The following is an 8629-nucleotide window of genomic DNA, read 5'->3' as shown; positions in this document are numbered from 1 at the left end:
CGCCAATTTGAATAACTATAAAAAAGAACCCTGTATAATACAGGGTTTTTTACATCTTGGTGCGGATGACAGGACTTGAACCTGCACGGGATTAACTCCCACAAGATCCTTAGTCTTGCGCGTATACCAATTCCGCCACATCCGCATATTCCTTGATTATTATAACGTTTCTGTGAATAAATTGCAAGTGAATTTCTTGGATAAAATGTGAACAGCGGCAGGTACGAGACCTGCCGCTGTTTGGGCTTGAACTAGTTATTATTGGTCATTGTTGTCTTCGTCATCAAAGGGGAAGCCTTCTGGGAAGGGGTGTCTTCCTCCATGACCGAAGTTGAAAGGATTATGGCGACGATGATTTTTGCCGCCAGCAAAATCACTGAAATTGCGATCGGGAATGTCATAGGCATCAACTTCTTTCTCAAGCGCGACGATAAGTCGTGCGAGGTAATCGCCCAGTTGGGCTTGTTCTTCTTCATTCAAGACGCTAAAAAGGTTATCGCCTTCAAAGCTGTTTTGAGTCGTTTCTTCAGCAGCTTTTCGGCCGGCATCAGTTAACGCTACCAGCATGACCCGGCGATCTTCGCTAGATGCAGTGCGGGTTATGTAGCCGTTGCGTTCAAGTTTAACCAGCAATTCGCCTAATGACTGGGCACGCATGTCCAGCAAGTAAGCAAGTTCTTTCTGGCTGATTTCTGATTGCATTTTTAGAATTGCCAGCACCCGGCCTTGGCCGCGGTGCGGATCACCAAATTTACCTTTGGTGGCATGTTTGAAACGCAGGTAACGATGCAGCAAGGCTTCGTAGCGGCGTAATTGTTCCATTAAATTTTTAGTTTGTTCACTCATTATTATCGACTCCTTTCATAAATTGAGTAAATTAAACAGGTACCTTACAATTATTATATAAGGTACCTTATTATCTGTCAATACTTTTTATTTAAAAAATTATATCAGCCCGGCTGGTTGTCAGCCGGGCTGATATTTAGGTTTTCCAGATTATGAAAAGACAGTATTGATTTTTGTTGATACAATGAGGTTGAAACAGGGAGGTTTTGGTATGGCAGTGAAATTAATTGCAGTTGATATGGATGGGACGTTTTTGTATAGTCGCAATGATTATAATCGCGAGCGGTTTAATGATTTGTATCAGCAGATGAAAGCACAGGGCGTTTACTTTGTAGTAGCGAGTGGCAATCAGTATTACCAGTTACGGTCATTTTTTCCTGAGATTGCGCATGAAATTTCTTTTGTTGCGGAGAACGGGGCTTATGTGGTGCATCAAAATCAGGAGTTATTTTGCGGCGAATGGAGCCTTGAAGATTTACATCGAATTCTTGATGTAGTGAGCAGCTATAATGTGGATACTTTTATCGTTTGTGGTCGCAATAGTGCTTATGCGCTTGAAATGATAAGTGATGAAGCACTTGATTTTGCTTCAATTTATTATCATCGGTTGCAAAAGGTAAAGGATTTTTATCATTTGGATGATACTATTTTCAAGATTGCTTTGAATTTTGATGTGACTGATGTTGAACCGTTTATTGCAGAGATTAATGCTTCAATGAGTGATGTTGTGACTGCTGTTTCCAGCGGGCATGGTTCGGTTGATCTGATTATTCCCGGCAATCACAAGGCAAGCGGGATCAAGCGTTTGCAGGAATTACTTGGTATCAGTAATCATGAAACTGCTGCTTTTGGTGATGGTGGCAACGATTTGGAGATGCTTAAGCATGTTGAGTACGGCTATGCGATGGCTAACGCCAGCGATGCTGTGAAACAGGCAGCGAAGTATCACACGGATTCGAATGATGACGAAGGTGTGTTAAATGCCATTGATTATTTGTTAACTGTTTAAAAAGCTGAGCCTTATGGGCTCAGCTTTTTTTATTTTTCCTCAATCGCAGTAATGATTCGTTGAGTTGCTTCTTGAACAATTTCCGGAGTGGTGGCCAGATTCATGCGGATGAATCCTTGGTATTTTTCGCCAAAGTCTTCTCCATAGTTGATGGCTAGGTGACATTGGTCTTGGATGAAGGTTTTGATTTCAGCTGGAGCAACGTACGCGCGCAGGTCAATCCATGCAAGGTAGGTGCCTTCGAGTGGCGCAATAATGATATTTGGGGCATCGCTCGCGAATGTTTGGCAGATGTAGTCGTAGTTGGCTTTGATGGTTGCCAGTAGGCCGGTGAGCCAGTCGCTGCCGTGTTGGTAGGCAGTTTCAGTTGCCAGTTGGCCGAGGACGCTACGGGCTGATTCGCCGAGCATTTTGAAGCCTTCGTCGTAGCGTTCGCGCAGGCCGGGTTCGGCAATGATGAGGTGCGAGTTAAGCAGTGAGGCGAGGTTGAAGGTTTTTGATGGCGCACTGAGGACGACCACGCTTGGGTAGTGGTTTTCTTGTTGCAAAGTAAGTGCTGAGACGAAGGGTTTATTGCCAATAATGATGTCTTGATGAATTTCATCGCTGATAAGTAGTACTCCATGTTTGCGGCAGAGGGTAAATATGGTTGCTAACTCATCTTTAGTCCAAACTCGACCAACCGGGTTGTGTGGTGAGCAGTGAATAAACATGCGGACATTATTTGCTGTTAATTTTGCTTCAAAATCGTTGAAGTCAAAACTATAGTTGCCATTGTCATTAAGCAACTCAGTATAAACGAGGGTACGCTTGGTGTCTTTTATCGCATGTTGAAAAGGATGGTAGACTGGAGTAGCAATCATCACGGCATCGCCGGGGTTAGTAAATATCGTTATGCAGTTGTAGATGCTGGCAACAACTCCGGTTGAAAAGCGAATCCAATCTTTTTCCAAATGAATGTTGTGTTGCGTTTTTTGCCAGTCAATAAATGCTTGGTAGTAAGATTCAGGTGTGAAGGTGTAACCGAAGACACCGTGTTGGCTCCGTTCTACCATTGCTTCAATCACTTGTTCCGGTGCCTTAAACTCCATATCAGCCACCCAAAGCGGCAGTAAGTCGGTTTGACCAAATACTTCTTCTAGGTAATCCCATTTCATCGAATTGGTATTGTGGCGGTCAACAGCATATTTGCTGACAAAAGTTTTACTATCCATAATTACTCAGTTCCTTTCATATATGAAGTTATAGTTATATTATAGCGCAAATATTGTTTTAAGGGGGAGGTAAAGTCGCGCTTGTCGCGGTTTTGCCTCTTCTTTTCACCCAAATTATGATAAAATTGTTGTTGAAGCTGACAGACTGTTGTCAAAGCGGTTTGTTATAATGAGGGTGTGTTCAAGATGATGATTGTTTCAATTGATGCGGTGCAGCCGTTGATTGGGTTGGTAGTTGATATGCCGATGGGGGTTGATGGTGATGAACCGGTATTGCGTCGGTTACGCCAAGAGTTTGAAGCTTGCGGGCTGAGTGAGATGCAGGAGAGTTTTATTGCGCTGCATACCGAATATGATTTGAACCAAGCTAAGAAGCAGGTTGTTTTTGCAGTGCAGACTGATGATTATAGTTCAGCCACACATGTGATTGGCAAGGGCCGCTATGTGCAATATAGCGGTGTTGGTGATTTCTGGGTGTTGCGCGAGCAGTTGTGGGCGAAGGCTGAGGCGGAAGTGAGTGACGCCGAGCGGGGCTATACGAGTGATTTTGAAGTGTATTATGCAGATGGCAGTCGTCGTTTTGAGTTATATATTGCGTTGAAGAACGAGGAAAGTTGGTACGAATAAATGGAGTTTGTTCCGGCAAAAACGATATTGACGCGGGTAAAGCCGAGTGGATATTGGTTTGAGTATGAATATAATATGAATATTTATCGTGGTTGTAATCAAGGGTGTATTTATTGTGATTCGCGGAGTGAATGCTATCATATCGATGATTTTGACCGGGTGCGGATTAAGCAGGATAGTTTGCGGCTGATTGAGACCGAATTGCAGAAGAAGCGGATTAAAGGTGTGGTTGGCACCGGAGCAATGAGCGATCCTTATAACCCTTTTGAGAAAAAATATCAATTAACCCGAGGGGCGCTCGAATTAATTGACCGTTATGGGTTTGGTGCATCCATTGCCACTAAAAGCGATTTGATTGTCCGCGATATTGATGTCTTGCAACGGATTGCTGCCCATGATCCGGTGTTGTTGAAAATGACGATTACAACCGCTGACGATGAACTATGCCGCCAGCTGGAGCAGCATGTAGTGCCTAGTTCGAAGCGTTTCGCCGCGCTCAAGCAATTGCATGATGCCGGCTTATTTTGCGGGATTCTGCTGATGCCGATATTACCGTACGTCAATGATTCGCTGGAAAACATTGAAGCAATTGTTGAACAGGGCGCCGCCGCCGGGGTAGATTTCATCTACCCGTACTTCGGCGTGACCATGCGTGATGGACAGCGCGAGCACCTGCTCGCGCATTTGCCGGCGGAGATTGCTGCGCAATATCGCCGCGAGTTTGGCAATCGCTACGAGTGCAACTCGCCAAATGCTAAGCAGTTGTATCAGCGTTTTAAGCAGCTCTGTGATCGCTACGGTATTTTGTATCGGATGGCGGATATTAACCGGGTTTATAAAGCTAAATATGTGCAAGAGCAGATACAATTATTCTAAAACCAAAAGAGCAATCGTGCCTTTGAGACGGTTGCTCTTTTTAGCTTTCTTTGTTATCATAAGAGGAATACCACAATGCACAAGATATCCGATAGTATGCTGATTTCACTCACATTATTATTCGATATTTTGCTGGTAAAATTAATGGAGATAATCCGCGCTTTTATTAGTGCGGATATCAAGTTTTTTTATGAAAGAGGCGATTTTTTTGAAATTAATGTGGCAGTATTCGAAGCGATATAAAGGCTATATCTTTTTGAATTTTTTATGTGTATTTGGCTTTGTGTTAATTGAATTGGGATTGCCGACACTTTTAGCAAAAATGATTGATGATGGTATCAATCACAACAACTTTCAAATTGTTTTATTTTATGGCTTGATGATGTTGGTCATTTCTCTGATAGGCTTTGTAGGGCTTATTTTTTTGGCATATTTCGGGAGTAAGATTTCGACTAGTATTGTAAGGGATATTCGTGATGATGTGTTTACCCGAATTCATCAATTCTCCCATGCGGAATTTGATAAATTTGGTGTTTCTTCATTGATTACCAGAACCGGGAATGATGCCTATCAAGTTATGTTGTTTATGCAACAGGTTTTGCGGATGGGTTTAATTTCGCCGATTATGTTTATTTCCAGTTTAGTGATGATTGTAATAACCAGTCCTTCTTTGGCTTGGACAATTATTGTTGCTTTACCGTTATTGATTTTAGGCATTGTATTTATTGCAATTGTTTCTGAGCCGCTTTCACGGGCACAGCAAAAGAGTCTCGATGGTATCAACCGGATTTTACGTGAGAATTTAAGTGGTTTACGGGTTGTCCGGGCATTTGTTAAAGAGAAGTTCCAAGAGAGTCGCTTTAATGATGTCAATGATAGCTATGCAAGTGTTTCTAAAAAACTATTTAAGTTGATGGCATTGGCACAACCAAGTTTTTCATTGTTATTTACCGTTATTATGATTGCTGTAGTTTGGTTTGGTGTTCAGTTAGTGGGTGCCGGAAACTTGCAAATCGGGAATTTAGTTGCCTTTATTGATTATATTTTCCATGCATTATTCTCGTTTATGCTATTTGCAAGTTTGTTTATGTTGCTACCAAGAGCATTGGTATCTGCCAATCGGATTTCTGAAGTATTACATACAGAGCCAACAATCAGCGAGAATCTTAGTGGTATTACTAAAACGACTAAGCGCGGTTATGTGACTTTTGAGAATGTTACTTTTGCTTATCCAGGGAATAGTGAGGAGCCGTTGTTGCGCGATATTAGCTTTACTGCTGAGCCGGGTCAGACTGTTGCTTTCATTGGTAGTACCGGTAGCGGGAAATCAACTCTGATTCAATTGATTCCGCGGTTTTACGATGTGACGCGTGGCCGAATTTTGGTTGATGATGTCGATGTTCGTGATTACAAGCTGAGCAGTTTACGTGATAAGATTGGTTTCATTCCGCAGAAGGCGTTGTTATTTACCGGAACGATTGCTGATAATTTACGGCATGGGAAGTCGGATGCAACACTTGATGAGTTAATGCGGGCAGCTGATATTGCTCAGGCTGAGGATTTCATCAGTCGTAAAGAGAACCAGTATGATGAGCTTCTATCTGAAGGCGGGGCCAATATGTCCGGCGGACAGAAGCAACGTTTGTCAATTGCCCGGGCACTGGTTAAAGAGCCGGATATTTATATTTTTGATGACTCGTTCTCGGCATTGGATTATAAAACTGATGCAACTTTGCGGGCGCGGATTAAAGAGGAACTCAGCGATGCAACAATTTTAATTGTTGCGCAACGGGTCGGTACGATTATGAACGCCGATAAGATTATCGTTTTAAATGATGGTGTTATCGTTGCCGAAGGAACTCATAAAGAATTATTGAAAAGCAGTGATATTTATTATGATATTGCCGCTTCGCAATTGTCGAAGGAGGAATTGGCATGAAACAAGGATTTGATGGTTTAAAACGTTTATTTGTTTATATTAAACCTTATAAAGTTAATTTTTATTTCGCTATTATTTTGGCAATTGTTTCAGTTATTGCCAATGCTCTGACACCATTTATTTGGGGTTTGATTATTACTGAAGTTGGGAAAAATGTTATTGATATGGCTAGTGGTGTTGCCGGAGCAGCGATCAATTATGGGTATGTTGTTCAAATATTGATTATCGTTGCTATGGTGTCAGTATTGTATCAAATAACAAGTTATGGCTCTAATGTCATGATTACTAATGTTATTCAAGATGGAACTCATGATTTGCGTAATGATATTGATCGTAAAATTAATCGTTTGCCGGTTTCATATTTTGACCGGACAACCTACGGAAATATTTTAAGTCGGATTACCAATGATGTTGATACAATCAGTAATGCGATGCAGCAAGGATTTTTACAAATTATTATTTCGATTTTAGGTATTGGAACGGCATTACTTATGATGGCATTGATTTCAATTCCAATGATGATTATTGCAGGGCTCATCATCCCCGCAACAATCATAGTTTCCCGTATCCTGGTAAAACGTTCGCAACCTTATTTTAAGAAACAGCAGAATACGTTAGGTGAGATGAATGGTTATATCCAGGAAGATTACAGCGGCTTCAATATTATTAAGCTTTTCAATCGTGAGCAAGAAGCACTGAATGATTTTAAAGAAATTAATCACCGCATGGCAAAAGTGAGCTTTAAGGCATTATTTACTTCGGGATTGATTATGCCGATTTCAGGTCTTATTACGCATTTAGCTTATATGGGTGTTGCTGTACTTGGTGGTTACTTCGTTATTGTCGGGGTAATTACTTTAGGGAACTTGCAGGCATTCTGTCAGTATATCTGGCAGATTAACCAACCGGTTTCGCAAATTACCCAATTAACTTCAGCATTGCAAAGTGCCGGAGCAGCAATCAGCCGGGTTTTTGAGATTCTTGATGAAACTGAAGAGCCTGCTGAGGATACAGTTATGCGAATGCCGGATGAATTTCATGGCGATGTTGCATTTGAAAATGTTCGTTTTGGATATAACCCGGAAACGCCATTGATTAAAGATTTAAACTTTGAAGTGAAAAGCGGGCAGACAGTAGCTATTGTTGGTCCAACCGGAGCCGGAAAAACAACCTTGATTAACTTATTGATGCGTTTTTATGACATTGATAGCGGAGCTATAAAAATTGATGGTATCAGCACAATGGATATGAAGCGTGAAGACGTTCGTTCAATGTTTGGTATGGTTTTACAAGATGCGTGGCTTTACAATGCAACTATTTCTGATAACATTCGCTTTGGTAAACTGGATGCGCAGGAATATGAAATTGTTGACGCTGCTAAGAGCGCTAATGTGCATCACTTTATTAAAACTTTGCCGGATGGATATGAAATGATGCTGAATGAAGAGGCATCAAACGTATCGCAAGGGCAAAAGCAGTTGTTAACGATTGCGCGGGCAATTATTTCGGATCCAAAGATTTTGATTCTTGATGAAGCAACCAGTTCAGTTGATACGCGTTTGGAATTACTCATTCAAAAAGCAATGAAACGGGTAATGGAAGGGCGGACAAGCTTTGTTATCGCTCACCGTTTATCAACGATTCGCGATGCTGATTTAATTCTGGTTATGAATCATGGTGAAATTATTGAGCAGGGAACACATGAATCATTGCTTGCTCAAGGCGGATTCTATGAGCAGCTGTATAACAGTCAATTTGCTGAATAGTCTATTTTGAGAGAAAATTAAAAAGCGGAAGACCTAAAGTCTTCCGCTTTTGTATTGATAGATTGTTTCCCTAAAGGACTAGCAAATCAGAGATTTGCGTCGGAAAACGGTTCACACAAGGTACTAGCGCAAGCGCGTCGGAAATCAAAGGAAGTTGGGGAAAATTAGGAGAAAGCGTATCTAAATATACGCACCCCAAGAGTACTTGCCCACAACAGGTTATAGAGCCTGTTGTCGCAGCGTGACCCGAGTAATTTTTTCCAGCTTTCCCGTAAGGGACTAACTTTGTGTCGCAAGATTACGAGCGTTGCGTTTCCGACGCAGCTTTGCTGCTAGTGCCTCCTGGCGCAAC

At 41.7% G+C, this 8629-nt stretch carries 7 protein-coding genes and 1 tRNA gene; 5 read left to right on the top strand and 3 right to left on the bottom strand.

Features of this window, described 5'->3' with window-relative positions; all coding sequences use genetic code 11:
* Positions 1–57 precede the first annotated feature (57 nt).
* Positions 58–145 (bottom strand) — tRNA-Leu (locus tag FEZ08_RS04095).
* 113 nt (positions 146–258) lie between these two features.
* Positions 259–846, bottom strand: a complete 588-nt coding sequence (locus FEZ08_RS12540) for a MarR family winged helix-turn-helix transcriptional regulator (RefSeq protein ID WP_138190441.1) — start codon at positions 844–846, stop codon at positions 259–261.
* A 211-nt stretch (positions 847–1057) separates the two neighbouring features.
* Between FEZ08_RS12540 and FEZ08_RS04085 the strand changes: the two genes are divergently transcribed.
* The gene (locus FEZ08_RS04085) at positions 1058–1855 is read left to right on the top strand and encodes a Cof-type HAD-IIB family hydrolase (protein ID WP_138190440.1); all 798 of its coding nucleotides are present in this window, start codon (positions 1058–1060) and stop codon (positions 1853–1855) included.
* A gap of 29 nt (positions 1856–1884) precedes the next feature.
* On the opposite strand, the gene FEZ08_RS04080 is transcribed toward FEZ08_RS04085, so the two are convergent.
* Positions 1885–3069 (bottom strand): MalY/PatB family protein, encoded by a 1185-nt coding sequence (locus FEZ08_RS04080; protein WP_138190439.1) that lies wholly within the window; start codon positions 3067–3069, stop codon positions 1885–1887.
* Positions 3070–3255: 186 nt separating this feature from the next.
* On the opposite strand from FEZ08_RS04080, the gene FEZ08_RS04075 reads away from it, so the two are divergent.
* The 4 genes from FEZ08_RS04075 (at position 3256) to FEZ08_RS04060 (ending at position 8277) form a co-directional block, all read left to right on the top strand.
* Complete coding sequence (locus FEZ08_RS04075) at positions 3256–3696, top strand: hypothetical protein (protein ID WP_138190438.1); 441 nt, start codon at positions 3256–3258, stop codon at positions 3694–3696.
* Positions 3697–4572, top strand: a complete 876-nt coding sequence (locus FEZ08_RS04070; protein WP_138190437.1) for an SPL family radical SAM protein — start codon at positions 3697–3699, stop codon at positions 4570–4572.
* Positions 4573–4780: 208 nt separating this feature from the next.
* On the top strand, positions 4781–6511 hold the full coding sequence (locus tag FEZ08_RS04065; RefSeq protein WP_138190436.1) for an ABC transporter ATP-binding protein: 1731 nt from the start codon (positions 4781–4783) through the stop codon (positions 6509–6511).
* Entirely contained in the window at positions 6508–8277 is a 1770-nt protein-coding gene (locus FEZ08_RS04060) for an ABC transporter ATP-binding protein (RefSeq protein WP_138190435.1), read from the top strand. Before FEZ08_RS04065 ends, FEZ08_RS04060 begins: the two co-directional genes overlap by 4 nt.
* Positions 8278–8629: the final 352 nt, after the last annotated feature.

The organism is Culicoidibacter larvae, assembly GCF_005771635.1.
Taxonomy (GTDB): domain Bacteria; phylum Bacillota_I; class Bacilli_A; order Culicoidibacterales; family Culicoidibacteraceae; genus Culicoidibacter; species Culicoidibacter larvae.
The sequence above is the reverse complement of the archived record's forward strand: the minus strand, read 5'-3'. Positions and strand labels throughout refer to the sequence as shown.

Bases quoted from the DNA above. Each gene is read 5' to 3' on its own strand.
- FEZ08_RS12540 (WP_138190441.1), bottom strand. From the start codon at position 846: ATGAGTGAACAAACTAAAAATTTAATGGAACAATTACGCCGCTACGAA.
- FEZ08_RS04085 (WP_138190440.1), top strand. From the start codon at position 1,058: ATGGCAGTGAAATTAATTGCAGTTGATATGGATGGGACGTTTTTGTAT.
- FEZ08_RS04080 (WP_138190439.1), bottom strand. From the start codon at position 3,069: ATGGATAGTAAAACTTTTGTCAGCAAATATGCTGTTGACCGCCACAAT.
- FEZ08_RS04075 (WP_138190438.1), top strand. From the start codon at position 3,256: ATGATGATTGTTTCAATTGATGCGGTGCAGCCGTTGATTGGGTTGGTA.
- FEZ08_RS04070 (WP_138190437.1), top strand. From the start codon at position 3,697: ATGGAGTTTGTTCCGGCAAAAACGATATTGACGCGGGTAAAGCCGAGT.
- FEZ08_RS04060 (WP_138190435.1), top strand. From the start codon at position 6,508: ATGAAACAAGGATTTGATGGTTTAAAACGTTTATTTGTTTATATTAAA.